Origin of the sequence: Haladaptatus salinisoli (assembly GCF_020614375.1) — an archaeon.
GTDB classification, from domain to species: Archaea; Halobacteriota; Halobacteria; order Halobacteriales; family Haladaptataceae; genus Haladaptatus; species Haladaptatus salinisoli.
Genome location: NZ_CP085327.1, coordinates 2,673,929 through 2,691,440, shown reverse-complemented (window position 1 = coordinate 2,691,440; position 17,512 = coordinate 2,673,929). Strand labels below are relative to the sequence as shown.

Annotated in this window: 18 protein-coding genes; 6 read left to right on the top strand and 12 right to left on the bottom strand. The window is 66.9% G+C overall.

Features of this window, described 5'->3' with window-relative positions; translation table 11 throughout:
* Positions 1–106: 106 nt before the first annotated feature.
* The 3 genes from LIX00_RS14770 to LIX00_RS14760 all read right to left on the bottom strand — a co-directional run bounded on the left by LIX00_RS14770 (position 107) and on the right by LIX00_RS14760 (position 1,593).
* A complete protein-coding gene (locus tag LIX00_RS14770; RefSeq protein ID WP_227353954.1) occupies positions 107–283 on the bottom strand; it encodes a 50S ribosomal protein L37e in 177 nt (58 codons plus the stop codon).
* Entirely contained in the window at positions 280–462 is a 183-nt protein-coding gene (locus LIX00_RS14765; RefSeq protein ID WP_227353953.1) for an LSM domain-containing protein, read from the bottom strand. The genes LIX00_RS14770 and LIX00_RS14765 overlap by 4 nt, the downstream gene beginning before the upstream one ends.
* 63 nt (positions 463–525) lie before the next feature.
* Positions 526–1,593 carry a M20/M25/M40 family metallo-hydrolase gene (locus LIX00_RS14760; RefSeq protein ID WP_227353952.1) on the bottom strand — a complete coding sequence of 356 codons (1,068 nt, stop codon included), beginning with the start codon at positions 1,591–1,593 and terminating at the stop codon, positions 526–528.
* A gap of 109 nt (positions 1,594–1,702) precedes the next feature.
* Between LIX00_RS14760 and LIX00_RS14755 the strand changes: the two genes are divergently transcribed.
* The gene (locus tag LIX00_RS14755; RefSeq protein ID WP_227353951.1) at positions 1,703–1,903 is read left to right on the top strand and encodes a hypothetical protein; all 201 of its coding nucleotides are present in this window, start codon (positions 1,703–1,705) and stop codon (positions 1,901–1,903) included.
* 42 nt (positions 1,904–1,945) lie between these two features.
* Positions 1,946–2,899, top strand: a complete 954-nt coding sequence (locus tag LIX00_RS14750) for a zinc-dependent metalloprotease (RefSeq protein WP_227353950.1) — start codon at positions 1,946–1,948, stop codon at positions 2,897–2,899.
* Positions 2,900–2,916: 17 nt separating this feature from the next.
* Here LIX00_RS14750 and LIX00_RS14745 read toward each other — a convergent pair whose 3' ends face one another.
* From LIX00_RS14745 to LIX00_RS14735, 3 genes are read right to left on the bottom strand one after another with little or no spacing between them, the layout of a single operon-like run.
* Positions 2,917–3,927 carry a carbohydrate kinase family protein gene (locus LIX00_RS14745; RefSeq protein ID WP_227353949.1) on the bottom strand — a complete coding sequence of 337 codons (1,011 nt, stop codon included), beginning with the start codon at positions 3,925–3,927 and terminating at the stop codon, positions 2,917–2,919.
* A gap of 51 nt (positions 3,928–3,978) precedes the next feature.
* The gene (locus LIX00_RS14740) at positions 3,979–4,179 is read right to left on the bottom strand and encodes a DUF8527 family protein (RefSeq protein ID WP_227353948.1); all 201 of its coding nucleotides are present in this window, start codon (positions 4,177–4,179) and stop codon (positions 3,979–3,981) included.
* Positions 4,179–4,553, bottom strand: coding sequence for a nuclear transport factor 2 family protein (locus tag LIX00_RS14735; protein ID WP_227353947.1), 375 nt, complete (start codon positions 4,551–4,553; stop codon positions 4,179–4,181). Before LIX00_RS14735 ends, LIX00_RS14740 begins: the two co-directional genes overlap by 1 nt.
* Before the next feature lie 109 nt (positions 4,554–4,662).
* Between LIX00_RS14735 and LIX00_RS14730 the strand changes: the two genes are divergently transcribed.
* The gene (locus tag LIX00_RS14730) at positions 4,663–5,445 is read left to right on the top strand and encodes a hypothetical protein (RefSeq protein ID WP_227353946.1); all 783 of its coding nucleotides are present in this window, start codon (positions 4,663–4,665) and stop codon (positions 5,443–5,445) included.
* Between the two features lie 24 nt (positions 5,446–5,469).
* On the opposite strand, the gene LIX00_RS14725 is transcribed toward LIX00_RS14730, so the two are convergent.
* Together LIX00_RS14725 and LIX00_RS14720 are read right to left on the bottom strand one after the other, a co-directional pair.
* The gene (locus LIX00_RS14725) at positions 5,470–6,246 is read right to left on the bottom strand and encodes a DUF7344 domain-containing protein (RefSeq protein ID WP_227353945.1); all 777 of its coding nucleotides are present in this window, start codon (positions 6,244–6,246) and stop codon (positions 5,470–5,472) included.
* A gap of 91 nt (positions 6,247–6,337) precedes the next feature.
* Positions 6,338–6,901 (bottom strand): hypothetical protein, encoded by a 564-nt coding sequence (locus LIX00_RS14720; protein ID WP_227353944.1) that lies wholly within the window; start codon positions 6,899–6,901, stop codon positions 6,338–6,340.
* Between the two features lie 263 nt (positions 6,902–7,164).
* Between LIX00_RS14720 and LIX00_RS14715 the strand changes: the two genes are divergently transcribed.
* Both LIX00_RS14715 and LIX00_RS14710 read left to right on the top strand, forming a co-directional pair.
* Positions 7,165–9,813, top strand: coding sequence for an AAA domain-containing protein (locus LIX00_RS14715; RefSeq protein WP_227353943.1), 2,649 nt, complete (start codon positions 7,165–7,167; stop codon positions 9,811–9,813).
* A 32-nt stretch (positions 9,814–9,845) separates the two neighbouring features.
* Positions 9,846–11,063 carry a lactate racemase domain-containing protein gene (locus LIX00_RS14710; RefSeq protein ID WP_227353942.1) on the top strand — a complete coding sequence of 406 codons (1,218 nt, stop codon included), beginning with the start codon at positions 9,846–9,848 and terminating at the stop codon, positions 11,061–11,063.
* 58 nt (positions 11,064–11,121) lie between these two features.
* Here the strand turns inward: LIX00_RS14710 and LIX00_RS14705 are convergent, their stop codons facing one another.
* From LIX00_RS14705 to LIX00_RS14695, 3 genes are all read right to left on the bottom strand, one after another.
* Complete coding sequence (locus tag LIX00_RS14705) at positions 11,122–12,741, bottom strand: SLC13 family permease (RefSeq protein WP_227353941.1); 1,620 nt, start codon at positions 12,739–12,741, stop codon at positions 11,122–11,124.
* 80 nt (positions 12,742–12,821) lie between these two features.
* On the bottom strand, positions 12,822–13,067 hold the full coding sequence (locus LIX00_RS14700; RefSeq protein WP_227353940.1) for a DUF8599 family protein: 246 nt from the start codon (positions 13,065–13,067) through the stop codon (positions 12,822–12,824).
* 168 nt (positions 13,068–13,235) lie between these two features.
* On the bottom strand, positions 13,236–16,025 hold the full coding sequence (locus tag LIX00_RS14695) for an ATP-dependent helicase (RefSeq protein ID WP_227353939.1): 2,790 nt from the start codon (positions 16,023–16,025) through the stop codon (positions 13,236–13,238).
* 201 nt (positions 16,026–16,226) lie between these two features.
* On the opposite strand from LIX00_RS14695, the gene LIX00_RS14690 reads away from it, so the two are divergent.
* Positions 16,227–16,958, top strand: a complete 732-nt coding sequence (locus LIX00_RS14690) for an MBL fold metallo-hydrolase (protein WP_227353938.1) — start codon at positions 16,227–16,229, stop codon at positions 16,956–16,958.
* Here LIX00_RS14690 and LIX00_RS14685 read toward each other — a convergent pair.
* Positions 16,955–17,494 (bottom strand): hypothetical protein, encoded by a 540-nt coding sequence (locus LIX00_RS14685; protein WP_227353937.1) that lies wholly within the window; start codon positions 17,492–17,494, stop codon positions 16,955–16,957. The genes LIX00_RS14690 and LIX00_RS14685 overlap by 4 nt on opposite strands.
* Positions 17,495–17,512: the final 18 nt, after the last annotated feature.

The following is a 17,512-nucleotide window of genomic DNA, read 5'->3' as shown; positions in this document are numbered from 1 at the left end:
GCATCGCGAAAACACGAAATATGCACTTTCGTGTATATCGACGGGCGCGAGACACCGACGGCTCACGGTCGATGGTTGGAAGGAGTGAAAAGATCCGCAGCGGGAGTCAGCTGTCGCCCGCTTTGCTCTGCCACTCGTAGTCGCGTCGCTTGCTCGATTTGCCGAATCCGCACGACGAGCAGGCCTTCTTTCGAACGTGGTAGGACTTCTCGCCGCAGCGACGGCACTTCACGTGCGTCGTTTTGTTCTTCTTGCCCTGGCTTGGGGTTCCTGCACCAGTCATGGAGTAATCGAAACGACGTTATCGCCGCGTATAATGGTTGTGTCTTCGTCCTCGATGACGAGATTCATATGCTGGTCGTAGCCGGTAAGCGTGCCGGTGAACTCCTCGCCACCTTTCAACTGCACGGTCACCGCGGAGTTCAGCGACGCTTCGAGCACGTCGAGTGGTCGTCCGCTCATATCAACAAGCCCATTGTTTGCGTTGATAAACGTACCGGAACGCGAGTCGAACCCGGCCCCGAATCAGAGGTCGACCGCGAACCCGTCCCGGTCGCCCGACCGGGCGGCGAACTCGGCGAGGAGCTCCGCCGCGGCCTCCAGGTCGTCCGTGTCGACGACTTCGACCGGCGTGTGCATGTACCGGTTCGGCAGGCCGAGGTTGAGCGACGGCGTGCCGCCCCGAGCCGTGAAGAAGGCGTCCGCGTCGGTTCCGGTCCGGATTCCCGACGCCTGCAGCTGAACGGGGATGTCCGCGTCGCGCGCGGCCTCGCGCACCGCGGCGACGACTTCGGGGTGGTTAGCGCTCCCGCGCGCGACGACCGGACCGCCGCCGAGGTCGACGCTGATGTCCTTGAACCGCTCCTCGTTCGTCATGTCGGGACTGTCCATCGCGTGCGTTACGTCGACGGCGACGACGGCGTCGGGGTCGAGGTCGAAGCCGACCATCTTGGCACCCTGCAAGCCGACCTCCTCCTGGACCGTGCTCACGGCGTACACCGTCGCGTCCGCGTCCCGCTCCGCCGCGCGGCGGAGGGCCTCGGCCGCCACCCACGTCCCGACGCGGTTGTCGATACCCGGCCCGGCCAGTCGCGTCCCGTGGAGCTCTTCGACGGTGGGGGAAAAGACGATGGGGTCGCCCACGTCCACGAGTTCCTCGGCTTCCCGCTCGTTTTTCGCGCCGATATCGACGTGCTGTTCGACGATGTCTTCGAGCTCCTCGTCCTCCCGCTCGCGGAGGTGGATCGCCCGCTGGCCGATGACCCCCGGGACGACGCCGTCCGCGGCGCGAATCTCGACGCGCTGGCCCTTGGAGACGGTCCTGTCGGAACCGCCGATTCGGTCGATGCGGAGGAACCCGTCCTCGTCGACGCCGGCGACGATGAATCCGATCTGGTCGGCGTGCCCCGCGAAGGCCAGTTCGGGGCCCTCGCCCTCGACGACCGCGACGGCGTTGCCGTACTCGTCGGTTCGCACCTCGTCGGCGAACTCGGAGACGTACTCGACCCACGCGCGCTGCCCGGGTACCTCGAATCCCGACGGGCTCGGCGTCGTGAGCAATGTCTTCAGAAACTCGCGTCGTTTTTCGTTCATAGGGAAGCCGGGAAGCGGTGCGCCTTCAACCTCTCGGATATCGCCGCGTCGTGTAATCGACGTTTCACCTATCCCGAATCGATAAGGCGGAGATGACCGAAGGTAGGGTATGGGGGTCTTCGAACTGCACCTACACGAACCGAACTTCACGCTGAACGTGGGCGACGGCGGGTCGGCCGCGGAGTCGTCGCTCGACTGGGGGCGAACCGACGACGAATCGAGGCCGTCGGTCGCGGGGAAACTCGGCCCGCTGCTCGTCGTGCTCGCCGTCGTCGCGCTGGCGATGCGCAGGAACAGGCGCCGGGGGTAGCCAGACAGAAGCATTTTGTCGGCTCGAACCCAACGAGGAATCGTGAACCTCTATCGTAGCGTCCGGGCCGTCACGAACGCGTCCGGAACCGGCCCCATCGACTGGGCCGCGGTCGCCGAAGCTGCGAAGGCGGCGACGGAGCCCGGCTCCATCGACCTCTCACCCGCCGAGCAGTCGGCGTACGCGAACGACGTGCGGGACGCCCGAAGCCGCGTTCGAGCGGAGTCGGGCGTCTCGTTCGACGTGCCGGACACCGTCGAAATCCAGAACCGCCACCACTGGATCGACGCGAACATAACGACGTTTCGGCGCGTGATGGAACCCATCGAGGAACACGGTCCGACGGTGCTCCCCGACGTCGCCCGCGTCCTCAACACCGGGACGATGTCGGTGATGCTCTCGCTCCTCGGCAACAACGTCCTCGGCCAGTACGACCCGCTGCTACTCGCGGAGGGCGACGAACACGCCCTCTACTTCGTCCACCCGAACATCGAACGCATCGCGGGCAAACTCGGCGTGGACTTCGACCGATTCCGCAGGTGGATCGCCTTCCACGAGGTCACCCACGCCGCGGAGTTCGGCGCGGCCCCGTGGCTCTCCGGCCACCTCGAAGCGCAGATGGAGTCGGGCGTCGAGGCGCTGGCGCACGGCGAGGTCGACCGCGAGGCGTTCCGCGAACTCGACGCCGCGATGACCTCCGTCGAGGGCTACGCCGAACTCCTCATGGACGAGGCGTTCGACGACGAGTACGAGGACCTCCGGCGGAAGATCGAGGCGCGGCGCAAGGGGATGAACCCCCTCTCGAAGCTCGTCCGTCGGTTGCTCGGTCTCGGCCTGAAGCGCAGGCAGTACGAGCGGGGGAAGGCGTTCTTCGAGCACGTCGTCGAGGCGAAAGGCATCGAAACCGCGACCCGAGTGTGGGACGCGCCGGAGAACCTCCCGAGCGACGACGAACTCGACCACCCCGAGCGGTGGTTGGCCCGAATCGGCGCGTAGTTACGGTTTTCCCCCCCTCACCGGTTCGGAATCAGCTCTCCGACGTCGTCTCTCCCCGCCGTCGTTCCGCGTTCGACGCGCCACGACGAGCAGGCGTTCGCCAGCGCGAGCGCCGGTTCCCACTCCATCCCGGCCGCGAGACCGAACGTCAGTCCGCCGGAGAACCGGTCTCCGGCCCCCGTCGTTCGCTTAACCGTCGAGACGGAGAGGTTCTCGACCGTCACGGTGCCGTCGCGGGTCGCAGCGACCGCCTCGCTCTCGCCGTGAGAGACGACCCCGGAGACGCCCGCGTTCGCCCTCACCGCGTCCAGTTTCCTCGCGTCCGACCCCCGAGACGCGCCGACCCGCCCGGCGAGCTGCTCCAGCTCCCGGCGGTTCACGCTCACGACCACGTCGAATCGGTCGTCCAGGTCGGCGAGCGCGTCGAAGCAGGCGGTCACGGCGTCGTCGGCGACGTCGGTGAGGTTGCCGGGGTCGAAGACGAACGCGCCGCCCCCGTCGCTTCGAGACGCGAGGGTCTGGAACACCTCCACCAGCGCCGGAAACGACGCGAGGTTCCCGCAGCAAACCCCGTCCGACTCGAACAGCGCCGAGAAATCGCCGCCGGCCGCAATCCGCAGGTCGGCGGTCGTCCACTCCCGAATCGCCTCGGACTCGGTCGCGAGCATGACGGCGTCGCCCTCGAACTCCACCACCGAAACCGAGGCCGGTTTCCCCATCGAGCGCGCGTCGTACGGGAGGTCGGCGAACGCCGGGTGGTCCACGTGACCGAACAGCGTGACGCGACCGCCGAGCGCGTGCGCCTGCGTCGCCATGTTCACCGCCTGTCCGCCCGCCTCGCGGTCCCGGTGTTCGAGGCGGAACGACTCCGCGCCGCCCGCGAGTTCGTTTCCGAACGTCTCCCTGGAACTGACGTACCCGTCGCCGTCGCGGATTCGACAGTACGTGTCCACGCTCCCGTCCGGAAACGCCGCGACGCTCGGGGAGGACGGCGTCCGCAGTTCCTCGCGGAGTTCGTCGTAGGACATACGGCGAGTTCGGACGCCCGCCTCAAAAGGGTGCGGTCGAACGGCGGTCGGTCACCGCGTTATCCGGCCGAGATACCACACCAACAGTCCGCCGACGACGAGTCCGCTCAGCACCGCGACCGCCATACCGACCGCGCTCGCGCCGGCGTGGAGCGCGATGAGTCCGCCCGAGGAGCCGACGAGGAGGACGATTGCGGCTTTCAGACGGCTCATCGCGGCGGTTCGGTCTTCGCTGGATATCGGCCCGACCATCAGAGTTCCCGTGCGACGCTGACGTGCATGCCGGTGAAAACCCATTCGTCTTCGTCCCGTTCGAGGACGCCGCTCCACCGAGTGTCGAACGCTCGCCGCCGGCCCGTCCGGGCGTCAGCCCACGCGAGTCGAACGTCGTCGGAGAATCGGGCGAACTCGCGTCCTTCGACCACGCGGAGGCGCTCGCTCCCCACGCTCCAATCGGCGGTGGTGTCGGTCTGTTCGCGCAGTCCCGCCGCGATTTCGTCGTACCCGGTCAGGCGTTCGCTGATTCCGAACTTCACGACGTCCTCCCGCGCCGCGAAGAACGGATGCAGGGGTTCGCCCCGCCGGAGCGCCTCGTAGTAGTCGCGTACCGTTTCCTCGGCACCCATGCCAGATGGCTCCGTGGGAACGCGCTTAAACCCCGGCGGGACGGCCGCGAGCGAAGCGGCGGTTCCTATCACCTGAAGGCATTTATCGGATACCGAAATCGTGTCGATCATGCGGAAAATCCCCGCGCTCTCGTTCGTCGCGCTCGTCCTCGTCGCCGGGTGCCTCGGAGGTAGCGTTCCCGCCCAACCGGGAACCGACTCGGCGGACGGAACGAAAGCGCAAACTGCGGTCACCGACTCCCCGAAGACGGCCGGGACCGCCGAAATCGAGTGTCACGTCGACCGCAACCGGCTTCGAACGCTGGCGGTCGAGCGCGTCGCCGCCGAGGTGGGAGCGGACGCCGCGAACGTGACGGTCGTAAACGACGCCGTCGTCACCTACGAGATACTCGGCGAGTGCTACTACACCGCGAAGGTCAGAAGCGACGCCGAGCGCCGGATCAACGGCGTGTTCCTGGCGAGCAACGGAACGGTCGCCGACCGGGACGCGGTCGACGCGCGAGCGGAACGAGCCTACGAGGGACGGTACGGGAAACTCGACCGCGACCTCTACCGGCGCCTTCGGTCGGCGGGGGAGAACGAGCGAATCGCCGTGTCGATCTCCGTCACGCCCGTCGACTCGGAAGTCGCGAAACGGGCGGTGGACGACGACCTCACAGGCAAAGCGTACAAGGAGGCCCTCAGCGACGAGTATCAGCGCCGCGAGAGACAGAAAGTCGACTCGGTCGCCGGCGAACTTCGGTCGATGGACGGCGCGACCGTCGAGTCCGCCGGGTCGACCGTTCGCGCGGTTGCGACGCCCGCGGCGATTCGCCGAATGCAGGAGATCGACGCGATAGCGCGGATTTCGCCGCGACGGGGGACGACGACGTACGTCTCCGACGGCGGTTGAAACCCCCGCGATTCGTCCGCCGCGTTACCGGCGGTATCGCTCAGTCGTCTCGAACACCGCCTCGAACGTCGGGTTGCTCCGGTAGCGTATCGTCTCGGTTCGGTCGTCGTAGTCGACGAGCCCCGAGTCCGTGAGTTTGGGGAGGGCGACGTGGTGGAGGTGTACCGACGTCCGCTCTCGCCCGGCGTCCGAACGATCGGCGAGGCGGGACGCCAGCTCGTCCGTCGCCATCACGCCGTCGGGCGACGCGACCGCCAGTTCGAGGATACGCCGACAGCGCTCGTCGGAGAGCAGTTCGAGCCACGTATCGAACGCCGCCGACGGAACGTCGTCGTTCGAAATCGAGCGAGCGTCGGCGTCGAGAGCGTCGGGGGTCGGCGGGGAAGTCCGAACCGAGCCGAGGACGCTGGCGGTTCCGATGACGAATCCCAACACCGCACCGCTGGTCACCACCGTCCGGACTTTGGAGTGTCCGCCGGTCAGGTCGCCGACCCGCACCACCTCGACGAAGGCCGCGGTCGCGGCGGCGACGCCGAGGATAGCCACGCCCGCGAGACACCACGCGTTGACGGTCAGGAGCTTCTTCGAATCGATATCGCTGTACGCGAGTCGGTAGCCGCCGTAGACGAGCGTGGTCGAGAGACCCAGTTCGACGAGTTCGAACAGCCACATTTCGTGAACGCGCAGGAAGTGATCAGCGACGATGGCCGCCATCAGAACGACGCCGATGGCGGCGATCGCCCACCCGCCTATCTTCGCATCCGGGTCGGGACGACTCTCGGATTCGTTTTCTGTCGGCAACGTTCGTGTCAGTAGCTCTCGTGATCGTGTCACTGATACTCAACGATAATACGACAAGAATCGTCGTAGGTCTTTCGACCGGAAACCGCCGCTACTGGAATCCGCGCCCGACCTCGTCCTCGTCGATGAGGTCGTCCAGTTCCGAACTCAGCAGTTTCTCCGCCTCTTCGAACGTCTCCGAGAGGTCGTCGACCGACTCCGGGCGGTCGTAGTTATCGAAGTCCATCGGCCCGAAGGCCGGGCTCTCTATCGCCTCCATCACGTCGTCGAAGAGGTCGGCGGGCGTCGTCGGCGCGTCCGCGTGGGCCTTGATGGTCTCTTCGAGCCGTTTCGCGCGCGCCTCGGCCTCCTCCTCGTCCGGCAGTTCTCGTTCGGGGTGGCGAACCGCGAACCGACCGTCGCGGAACTCCTTTTCGGGGAGGTAGCTCCCGATTTCGTCGTCCAACTTCCGGGCGACCCGCGCGCCGACGCCTCGAACCTGAAACGGATTCTTCGCGTACGTCTTCAGGTGGTAGAGGCCCGCGCTCGGGTGGCCGAGGTAGAGGTCTTCACCGACACCGCCCGCTCGCGAACCCCCGGCGGCCCGCCAGCCCTCTGGATCGACGTCGCGGTCGATGACGTCCTGGAGAACGTCCTGCCAGTCTCGAACCCGCATGGATACTCCCTAACACGCCGAGGAGATTAACGTGTCGCTTCCGCAGAGCGGCGCGGCGGTTTCGTCGGCGGGTTTCGGACGGGCGAGAGCGTCGGCGACCGCGCGCCCGAACCGTTACGGACGCCGTTCGGCGGTGATTTCGACGTCGGAATGCCCGTCCTCGAACCTCTCGCGACTCGTCCCTAGAAACGGAGACGTCGCGGCGTTATCTCTGAACGCCGCAACCGACAGAATTTTTCGCGCCGAGGCAGTACGAACCGCTCGTGAATCTACGGGGGACGGTCTCGGAGCCGGGCGAGGTGCGAACCGTCACGACGCGGTACGGCGAACGCGAACTCGCCGAGGTGGTCGTCCGACCGGACGACGACGCGCCGCGGACGGTGACGTTGTGGGGCAAGTGGACGGAGTCCGCCGAACTGCTCCGCGAGGGGATGGAACTGCTGGTGACGGACGTGGAGGAGTCGGAGTACCGAGGCGAGACGCGGTACGCGACGGGCGAGGATTCGTACGTCGTGGTCGAACCCTCGTTTCTCGTGAACGTGACCGACGTTCGCTCGTGGGTGCAGTGTCCTCGGATGTACTACCTGAACAAGCTCTCGGGCATCCCCCTGAACTACCCCGTGGTGAAGGGGACGGTCGTCCACGAGGTGTTCGGCGACCTGCTCCGCGGGCGCGACCTGGACGACTCCATCGACGAGCGCGTCGAGGAGGCGGGACTGGAACTCGGCCTGCTCGGACGCGAGGCGGAGGAGGTCGCGGGCGAGGTTCGGCAGAACGCCCGCGCCATCGAAGGGTGGTTGGAACAGGGCGTCCTGACCGACACCGACGAGTGGCGGAGCGAGTACACCCTCATCAGCGAGCGGTTCGGCATCAAGGGGCGGTGCGACGCGCTCCGCCGGGGGATGCCCGTCGAGTTGAAGACCGGCAAGAACACGAACCGCGAACCGCGCTTTCAGGACAAGATTCAGGCGGCCTGCTACGCCCTGCTCCTCCGGGAGCGCGACGTTCCCGCGGACACCGGCACTCTGCTCTACACCAAGAACACCGCCTTGGACCGCACCGAGGAGTCGGGCGACCTCTCGCCCGCGAAGGAGTTCTCCATCGGAAAGGGTCTCCTCGAGTTCGTCGTCCGAACCCGCAACGCCATCGCCGCGATGGAGTTCGACGCGGACGTTCCGACGGGGTACGAGGCGAACGCGAAGTGCCAGTACTGCTTCGAGAAGGACACCTGCATGGTCGTCTCGGGGCGACTCGACCAGGAGTCGAAAGCCGGACAGATCGGCACCCCGATTCCGGAGAGCGAACGCGAGTACTTCGACCGGAAGTACCGCGAAATCGAAGAAGAGCGCCGGGCGACCCACGCGGAGTACGCCAAACTCTGGGAGCAGACCGCGGAGGAGCGGGCGAACGACGACCGCGCGCTCGTCGACCTCGAACCGACGGGGCAGCGCCAGCGCGACGGCGGGCGGTGGGAACTCACGGCTCGGAAGACGGACGACGCGGTCTCGAAGATCCGGGAGGGCGACGTGGTGCTCGCCAGCGACGGCCACCCCGTCCGCGGCCACGCGGAACTCGCTCGGGTCGAGAAACTGACCGACGAGGTCGTCGTCACGACCGACGAACCGGTCGAACTCCGGCGACTCGACGTGTACCCCTCCGAACTCTCGGCGGACCGGATGCTCACCGCGCTCCACGACTGCCTGCTGAAGGGCGACGAGCGCCGGAAGGACGTGCTGTTCGGGCGGCGGGAACCCGCGTTCGCCGACGACCGCGAACCGTTCGTCACCAACAACGAATCGCAGAACGCGGCGGTGAACCTCGCCGTCAACGCCGAGGACTGCGCGCTCGTCCACGGCCCGCCCGGCACCGGGAAGACGTACACCATCGCGCGAACCGTCAGGGCGCTGGTCGAGCGAGGGAACCGCGTCCTCCTCTCGGCGTTCACGAACCGCGCGGTGGACAACGCGCTGGAGGCGCTCAGGGAGCAAGGGTTCGAGGACATCGCGCGCGTCGGCACCGAGAGCGGCGTCCGCGAGGACATGCAAGACCTCAGGCTGAAGCGCGGCGGCGACCCGAACGAGCGCGTCGCGGAACTCCGGAGCGCCGGCGTCGTCGCGGCGACGACCGCGACATGCGGCTCGCGGGTCATGCGCGCACAGGAGTTCGACGTGGCGCTCGTCGACGAAGCCTCGCAGTTGACCGAACCCGCGACCCTCGCCGCGATCAACCTCGCCGACCGGTTCGTCCTCGTCGGCGACCACCACCAGCTTCCGCCCGTGGTACGCGCGGAAAACGACCTCTCCGAATCGCTGTTCGAGCGCCTCGTCGAACGGTATCCGGACGCCTCCGTCATGCTGGAACGCCAGTACCGGATGGCGCAGCGGATTCAGGCCTTCTCGTCGCGGGAGTTCTACGGCGGTGCGCTCCGCCCCGCGAGCGGCGAGGTGGCCGCCCAGCGAATCGCCGACCTGCCGGGCGTCGAGAGCGACGCGCTCCCGCCGGAACTGCGCGACAGCGTGACGTTCGTCGACGCCGGCGGGAAGATGGTCGGGAACACGAACCCCGCGGAGGCGGAGCGCGTCGGCGACATCGTCGCCCGGTTCGCGGCGGCGGGCGTCGCGCACGAGGACATCGGCGTCATCGCCCCCTTCCGGGCGCAGGTCGCGGAGATATCCCGCCGGGTTCCGGCGTCGGTGGCGGTCGATACCGTGGACCGATTCCAGGGGTCGAGCAAGGAGGTCGTCGTCGTCTCGTTCGTCGCCACGGGCGACCTGAGCAGCCCCATCTTCGACGACTACCGCCGGGTGAACGTCGCGCTGACCCGGGCGAAGAAGTCGCTCGTCCTCGTCGGCGACGAGGGCGCGCTTCGCTCCGAACCCCTCTACGACCGGATGCTCGACTGGGCGACCTGAACGCTTTCGTTCCCGCCGCCCCAAGTCGACCCATGGACCACTCGCTCCCCGACTGCGACGCGACCGTTCTCGAACCGCCGGGCGGGACGCCCGTAAATCCGCGAGACGCCGCCGAGCGCGCGGTCGAGAACCCGCACGGACCGCGCCTCGGAGAACTGGTGTCGCCGGGCGAGACGGTCGCCGTCGTCGTGACCGACGTGACGCGCGCGACGCCCGACGACGTGCTGCTCGACGTGCTTCTGGACGAACTCGGGGACGTGGGCGTCGGTCGCGAACGGGTCCGCGTCGTCCTCGGACTCGGCCTCCACCGTCCGATGACCGACGCGGAGATAGCGGGCGCGCTCGGCGAGCACGCCGACCTCGCGGAGAACCACGACGCCGACGATGCGGTCGAAGTCGGGCGCGTCGCGCCGCCGGGGGGAGGCGAGGAGATTCCGATCGAACTGAACCCGACCGTCGCCGACGCCGACCGCGTGCTCTCGACCGGGATGGTCGAACCCCACCAGTACGCGGGTTTCTCGGGCGGGGCGAAGACGGTCGCCATCGGCGCGGGCGGCGAGTCGCTCATCCGGTACACCCACGGGCCCGAACTGCTCTCTCGCGAGGGCGTCAGGCTGGGTCGAACCGACGACAACCCCTTCCGCGAACTGCTCGACCGCGCCGGAGACGCCGTCGGCCTCGACTTCTGTCTGAACGTCACGCACGGCCCGCAGGGGATTCTCGACGCCAGCGCGGGTTACCACCGGGACGTGGTCGCCGACCTCGCGGCGACCGCGAAGGAGACGCTGTCGGTTCCGATCGAGCGCGAGTACGACGCGGTGGTCGCCGGCGTTCCGGACGCGAAGGCCGCGAACCTCTATCAGGCGACCCGCGCCGCGACGTACGTCGTCCTCGGCGACCGGAATCCGCTTCGCCCCGACGGGCGCGTCGTCGTCCCCGCCGAACTCCCGGAGGGTGCCGGCGAGGGCAAGGGCGAGCGGCGGTTCTACGACCGACTCGCCGGAGCGACCGACCCGGCGAGCCTCTACGAGGAGATGCGCGCCGGGTACGAACCGGGCGCGCAGCGAGCCTTCGTCGTGGCGCGCGCGCTCCGCGACCACGACGTGTACGTCGCCGGAAGCGAGCACCCGGAGGTAGTCGAGGACTGTCTCATGCACGCCCGCGAATCGGTCGAGGACGCCGTCGAACCCGGAAGCGACGTGCTCGTCGTTCCGAACGCGCTGGACACGCTCCTCGTGTCGCCCTCGTAACGTCCGGAACAGCCCCGCGTCGCTCGGGCGGCGCGGTCGAAAAGGGAGTACGGTCGAGTTACCAGAGCACCTGCGGCCAGACGAACCGGAAGAGCAACCAGATGAGCCCCGTGAGCACGAGCGTCATCAGCAGGTTCAGGACCACGCCGGCGCGCATCATCTGACTCTGCTTGAGGTAGCCGCTTCCGAAGACGATGGCGTTCGGCGGCGTCGCGACCGGGAGCGCGAACGCGAAACTCGCGGCGATGGCCCCCGAAACGGAGAGGAAGACGGCCGCGGCCACGTCGCTGAGGCCGAGCGTGGCCGCGAAGACGCCCCCGATGCTGATGAGGATGGGGATGATGATGGTCGCGGTCGCGGTGTTCGAGGTCATCTCCGTCAGGAAGATGACGAGGAGGACGACCGCGCCCACCACCAGTACTATCGGCGCACCGGTGAGCGATTTGAAGACGGTGTCGGCGATCCACTTCGTCGCCCCCGTCTTTTCGAGTGCGTCGGCGAGCGCGATGCCGCCGCCGAACAGGAGGATGGTTCCCCAGTCGATGTCCACCAGGTCGTCCCACTCCATCGTGTCCGCCAGCACGAGCGCGGGGACGGCCAACAGGCCGACCACGACGTAGTAGAGTATCCCTTGGTGGCCTCTAACGCCGAATACGCTCGCCCCCTCGCCGCCGTACAGCGTCACCGCCCACGCCGGCGGTAGGTAGGGGCTGACGAACTTTTCGAGACCGCCGACGACCCACAGCAGCGCCGTCGCCGTGAAGATGACCGCGACGCGCTTGCCGCGCGGACTCAACTCGCCCTCCTCGGCGAGATACTGACGCGCCTTCTCGCGGGCGGCGCTCACGTCCCCGACCTGCGGGGGGTAGAGGACGTACGTGAGCAGGTACCAGACGATGGGAAGCGTGACGGCCACGATGGGAACGCCGATTATCAACCACTGGGCGAAGCCGATCTCGTAGCCGAGCGTCTGGTTCAACTGCGCGGCGAGCACCGCGTTCGGCGGCGTGCCGATGAGCGTCCCGACGCCGCCGACGCTCGCCGCGTAGGCGGTGCCGAGGAGCATCGAAACTTGGAGGTTCGTGAATTCGTCGTCTCCCATGTCCGCGACCGCGCCGCCGTCCGCGGCGACGTCGGGGTCGAGGTCGTCGGCGCTAGCCGCGGCGGACTGGACGTTCTCGCGGCCGACGATCTGCGTGAGGACGCCGAGCGCGATGGGCGTCATCATCGCCGCGGTCGCCGTGTTCGACACCCACATCGAGAGGAACGCCGTGGCGAGCATGACGGCGAGAACGAGTCTGCGGGGGGACGACCCCATGGCGGCCATCATCCAGAGCGCGATGCGCCGGTCGATATCGTACTTCTGGAGCGCGTTCGCCAGCATGAACCCCGCGATGAACAGGAAGATGATGTGGTCCGCGAACCCCACGAGCGCCTCGTCCAGATCGGCGTACACGCCGAAGACGGTGAGCAGCACGGGTATCGACAGGGCCGTGACGGCCAACGGGAACGTACCGGTCACCCAGAGGAAGCCCGCGAAGAACATCGTCGCGAGCGCGTACTGCCCGCGAAGCGATAGCCCGCCGGGATTCGGAGCGCCCGCGATGATAGCCGTTCCGAGCAGTGCGAGAGCGAACGCGACGATGCGCCCGCGTGCAGAGGATAGTCCCTGTATCATTGATACACGCCAACATAGCTTAATGTGATGGTTAATAACTTTCGATAGGCGTACGAGAAATCCTCACGCCGATGATCTGTCTAAAAATTCTCGGCGATGGCGTGGATCTGCTCCGGAGTGAGCTCGGCGGAGTACAGGTCGAATAGATCGTTGCGCCGCGACAGCGAGAGCGCGCGGGTACCGCTTTCGAGCATCGAAATGTGGGCCTGCATCAGTTCGGTCAGTTCTCGTTCGATGGCGCGCTGTTCGAACCCTGCGGCGACTCGGAGCAGTCGCCACGCCATCGGCGAAAGCTCCGTGATGTCGACGCCGTCCACGTCAGTCATCGAGCGTAGCTATGCGGGGTTCTGCTCATAAACGTCAGGGAGGGTAACGGTTCGGGCCTCGACGCCCACTCGTCGGGTAGCAGGTACCCCGCGAGCTACCGCGTCCGTTCTCCGTCGAGGGTGTGCGACCGTTTCGACGGATACGAGCGCGACCTCGCATTTTTCGGTTCACTTCGACGCGGAGATTCCCGAATCGGCGGAGGCGTCGTAGTCGTCCTCGATCTCCTCCAGCACGCGGTCGTGGAACTCCCGTAAGACCGCGCTCTCGTCCTCCGCGAGCACCACGTCGCTCGCCATGAGAGTGGCGAGACCGAACGCTCGCGGCGTCGGAGAGCGAACCCTGTGCTGGACGACCTCGACCTCGCCGGCCCGCACCGCCCCGAGAACGTCCTCGACCGCTTCGACCGCGAGTTTGTCTTCGACGATTTCGCGGTACGTCTCCTCGATGACGGCGAACTCCTCCAACTCGTCGGCGAAGCCGAGCAGCATCTCGCTGGAGACCTGCTGTTCGCTGGCGGACTTCTCGTACCCCTTGTAGCGCTTGAGTATCATCAGCGAGCGCGTGGCGTTGATGCGGAAGTAGCGCTGGAGGAGGTCGGTCCCCGAGAGCGCCGAGCGCAAATCGTCGCGCACCTCGTCGGGGTCGATGTCCCGGAGGATGCTCGCGACGTCCACCTTTCGGTTCAGGGGCATCGAGACGGTGAACCCGTTGTCCGCGACGGCGACCGAGACGTTGGTGTTCGCCGCCTGCGCGCAGCGGTAGGCGACGACGCGCGAGAGGCCGTCGTTGAACTTCCGACCGTAGTTCGAGTGGACGTAGTAGTGGCGCTCGTACTCGTCCCTGTCCATCTCGACCTCCACCGCGAGGCGGTCGTCCGTGCTGACGCTTTCCGGGCCGGCGTAGCGCACCTGCTCGTCGAACATCCGGGCGATGGCTCTGACGCTGTTCTCGTCCAGCGGGAACTCTCGAAGCCACACTCGAACCGCGGGTTTTCCTCGGTCGGCGAGCCGCGAGAGCAACTCCCCCTGAAAGTGGGTTATCTCCCGGCCGAGGTCGTACGAGAGGGGGAGGCGTTCCGAGAACCACGAGGGAACCGTCGGGCGCGCGCCGGTTCGGTCGGCGTAGACCTTCGACCCGCGTCGATACCGGTACTCGAAGTGCTGGCCGCCGAGGACGAACACGTCGCCCTTCTCGAGCGTGTCGAGGTAGTTCTCGTCCAAGTCCCCGACCCACTCGTTGTCCGCGCGGGTGAACACGTCGCAGGAGAACGAATCGGGTATCGTCCCGATGTTCGTCATGTAGATGACGCGGGCCAACCGACCGCGCTTTCCGATTAGCGTCTCGCCGACCGGGAACTCCGGGTAGTGGTACTCGCCGTCCGGCGGGTCGTTCTCGTCGCGCCAGACCTTCGCGTAGACGTTCCTGTCCTCCATCCCGTCGTAGCTCGCGGTGAGGTAGCGCATCAGCGACTCCCACTCCGCCTCCGAGTAGTTCCGGTAGGGGTAGGCGCGCTCGAGCGTGGCCCTCGCGTCCGTCTCCCGCCGGACTTCGTTTATCGCCATCCCGTAGACGTGTTGGGCCGCCACGTCCTGCGCGTTCTCGGGAACGAACACGCGGTCGACGAACCCTTCTTCCGCCTTCTTGAGCATGACCGCGCACTCGACCAGTTCGTCCCTGTCGAGCGCGATGACCCGGCCGGTGACGGTCTGGCCGACGCGGTGGCCCGCCCTGCCGACGCGCTGGAGCAGGGAGGCGACGCTCTTCGGCGAGCCGACCTGCACCACCAAGTCGACGTGGGGCATGTCGATACCGAGTTCGAGGCTCGTTGAGGTGGTCACCACGTCCAAATCGCCCGCTTTCAGCCGCTCCTCGATTCCGTGGCGGGCGTCCTTCGAGAGGCTGCCGTGGTGACAGCCCGAGTTCCCCTCGTCGTACTCCTCGAACCGCTCGCGGAGGTTCTGGAGCACGCGCTCCGCGCCGGAGCGCGTGTTCGTGAAGACTAACGTGTTCGTGTGTTCCTGCACTAGGTCGTGCAGTTGGCGATAGAACCGGTCTTGCACGAGGTCGCGCGGCGCGTGGATGAGGTCGTCCGTCGGACAGCGGAGTTCGAGGTCGAAATCGCGGACGAACCGCGTGTCCACGATTTCGTGGTCTCGACTCTCGCCGCCGGGGGATTCCCTCCCGACCAGGAACTCCGCGATGTCCGAGAGCGGTTCGACGGTCGCGGAACAGCCGATTCTCGTCGGCGACTCCGCGATGTTTTCGAGGCGTTCGAGGCTGACCGAGAGGTGGGTGCCGCGCTTTCCGTCCGCGAGGCTGTGGATTTCGTCCACGACGACGTACTCCACGGTTCGAAGCTTCTCGCGGAACTTGGGCGAGTTGAGCAGGATGGCGAGCGTCTCGGGCGTCGTGTTGAGGATGTGCGGCGTCTCCTTCAGCATCCGCTGTCGGGCGGCGCTGTCGGTATCCCCGTGACGGATGGCGTGGCGGACCTCGCTCACCGTTTCGCCGTCGTCCGCGTCCGCGGCGTCCGTCTCCGACGCGCCGCGCTCCATCCGGTCGCGGATGCCCGACAGCGGGACTTCGAGGTTCCGGTGGATGTCGTTCGCCAGCGACTTCAACGGCGAGACGTAGAGGCAGTAGACCGAATTTTCGAGCCCCGTTTCGCGCTCCCTGCGGAACAACTCGTTCAGAATCGCGGTGAAGGAGGCCAAGGTCTTGCCGCTCCCCGTCGGCGCGGCGATGAGGGCGTTCTCGCGGCCGTGGATGAGCGGAATCGCTTCGCGCTGCGGCGGGGTGAAAAAGCCCCCGTTCTGCGGGACGTACTCCCCGAACCGCTCGACCCACCACTCCCTCACCGCCGGTTCGAGGAGGGCCAACGTCTCCTCGTCGGCGAGTTCGACCGCTTCCGGGTCGAACTCGAATCCCTCGCGGGCCAGCAGCGTTCTCCCATCCATTTGTTTCGGCTTGGAATCGGGTGGCAAAGAGGGTTGTGCCAGCGGAGTGAAAGTGAAACCGTCGAGCGTCCGGCGGCGTAGCGACCATCGAGCGTCCCGGAGTGGTTCCGCCTTCGGTTATAAACCTTCGGCGGCGCGACCGTTCGGCGTCCGTCGTTCCTCCGACCAAGCTTTTTCCCGCTTCCCGACGCGTGTTCGAGTATGCGAGTCACGTTCCTCGGCACGGGAAGCGCGATGCCGACCGGCGAGCGATTTCAGACCGGCATCGTGGTCGAAGACGACGGGCGTCGTCTCCTCGTGGACTGCGGGAGCGGCGTCCTCCAGCGCCTCCAGCAGTCCGGTGTGGGCTACGAGAACGTCTCGACCGTCCTGTTGACCCACCACCACCTCGACCACGTCGCCGACCTCCTCCCGCTCCTCAAAGCCCGCTGGCTCGCCGGAGAGGAGCACTTGGAGGTCGTCGGCCCGTCCGGGACGAAGGCGTTCCTCGACGACCTGCTGTCCGTCTACGACTACCTCGACGGACGAGTCGACCTCCGAGTGCGCGAGGTCGGCGCGCGGGAGTTCTCCGTCGCGGGGTTCGACGTGGAAGGGTTCGAGACGCGCCACTCGATGCCCTGCCTCGCCTACCGGCTCGGCGACGAGTTCACCTTCAGCGGCGACAGCGAGGCGTTCTCGGGGCTGGCGAACTTCGCGGACGGCTGTGCGGTTCTCGCCCACGACTGTTCGTTCCCCGACGAGGTGGACGTGTCGAACCACCCGACGCCCGGCCAACTCGGCGAGGCGCTCTCGGGCGCGGACATCGGTCGCGTCTACCTCACGCACCTCTATCCGCACACCGACGGAAAGCACGAGGCGATGTTGAACTCGATCGGCGACCGGTACGACGGCGACGTGCGCTTCGCAGAGGACCTGCTGTCGGTGGAACTCTAGTCGTCGGTCGCGGCCCCCCGTCTCTCGCCGCTCGGTTCGACGGTGACCGACCGCTCGGGGAGCGAAAAGTCGGCGGTTCCGAGGGGTAGTTCCCGGCCCCTGATGGCGATGATACGGTGCAGCCGAAGTTCGCCGTCCACCCACAGGTTCTCCTCACCGTCGAGACGGCGTTCGAGTCGGAGGGTTCCCGCTCCCTCGGCCTCGATTTTCGACACTTCGACGTTCTTCGGCGTCGAGGCGAAATCGTCCAACCAGACGAGATTGCAGACCGTCTCGCCGTTCCGTTTCCCACCCAGTCGGACGTTTCCGCCCGCGACGTGAGCGTCGAGGTTGCTGTCGTTGTCGAACTCGATTTCGAGGAGAACGGAGCGTCCCGACCGCTCGGCGCGCACCTCGTTCACCGACACGTCCTCGACCAGCGGGCCGAATATGCGACGTTCGTACCGACCGGAGAGTTTTAGCCCGACGACGGGAAGGAGCCTGACGAGATAGTAAACCGCCACGATGGCGAGCCTCCCCGCTAGATACGATAACATCGTGTCGGGAATTTGCTT